The organism is Pseudoalteromonas shioyasakiensis, from assembly GCF_022398475.1.
Lineage (GTDB): Bacteria > Pseudomonadota > Gammaproteobacteria > Enterobacterales > Alteromonadaceae > Pseudoalteromonas.
The window spans coordinates 1-943 of sequence record NZ_JAKEVM010000289.1 but is presented as its reverse complement, the minus strand read 5'-3'; the positions used below and the strand labels follow the sequence as shown (position 1 = coordinate 943).

Sequence of the window (943 nt, the reverse complement as noted above, 5' to 3'; positions counted from 1 at the left end):
AATTAGCTCTGTATTTTTTATAAGCTAACCTGACTATTACATGAGTTTTCGATAAAATCCAGCCAGCTAAGAAGAATAGATAAGGTAACTATATGAACCGCATAGGTGTATTTGGCGCAAACGGCCGCATGGGACTTGCACTTTTAGAAGCTGTCTCAAAAAAAGATGACGCAACATTAACGGGCGCGTACGTGCGTGATAACTCGCCACTTTTAGATATTGCGGTTAATCAATTAAATAGCGCTGCATCAGCAGATGTATCATTTAGTAAAGAAACAGACGTAAAAGATGCAGATGTATTGATTGATTTCACTTTACCGGCAGGAATGCGCAACCATTTAAAAACAGCGGTCGAAAAAAATATCGCCATGGTTATTGGTACTACGGGCCTTAACCAAGATGATCTTGATGCGCTTCATGAAGCGGCGAAACACATTCCGATTGTTTTTGCCCGCAACTATAGCGTAGGTGTGAATTTACTGCTTAACTTAGTGCAGACTGCGGCTGTGAAGTTTGGCGATGATATGGATATCGAAATATTTGAGGCCCACCATCGTCACAAAATCGATGCGCCATCAGGAACTGCATTGGCAATTGGTGAAGCTATTGCCGAGGCAAAAGGTTGGCAGCATGATGAAGTCGCGCGTTTTGATAGAAGCAATGACGAACACGCAAAATCGCAAAATGAAATCGGTTATTCAGTCATGAGAGGCGGAGATATAGTAGGTGAACACACCGCATATTTCGCAACTTCTGGCGAAAGGCTAGAATTAACTCATAAAGCAAGTTCAAGAATGACCTTCGCATTAGGTGCTGTAAGAGCTGCGGGCTGGTTGAAAAATAAACCAGCTGGACTTTATGACATGCAAGATGTGCTTGACTTGAAGTAGTTTAGTTTCTTTTTTGGCAGTTTCAGTGAATTTTTAGTTAATAACGCTTATTT

General features: G+C 41.4%; 1 protein-coding gene. It reads left to right on the top strand.

Annotated features, from left to right (window positions below; all coding sequences use genetic code 11):
• Window positions 1-92 precede the first annotated feature (92 nt).
• Window positions 93-890 carry a 4-hydroxy-tetrahydrodipicolinate reductase gene (gene dapB / locus L1D51_RS21515; RefSeq protein ID WP_054561703.1) on the top strand — a complete coding sequence of 266 codons (798 nt, stop codon included), beginning with the start codon at window positions 93-95 and terminating at the stop codon, window positions 888-890.
• Window positions 891-943: the final 53 nt, after the last annotated feature.

Coding starts and splice junctions, on each gene's coding strand:
- dapB (WP_054561703.1), top strand. CDS start 93: ATGAACCGCATAGGTGTATTTGGCGCAAACGGCCGCATGGGACTTGCA.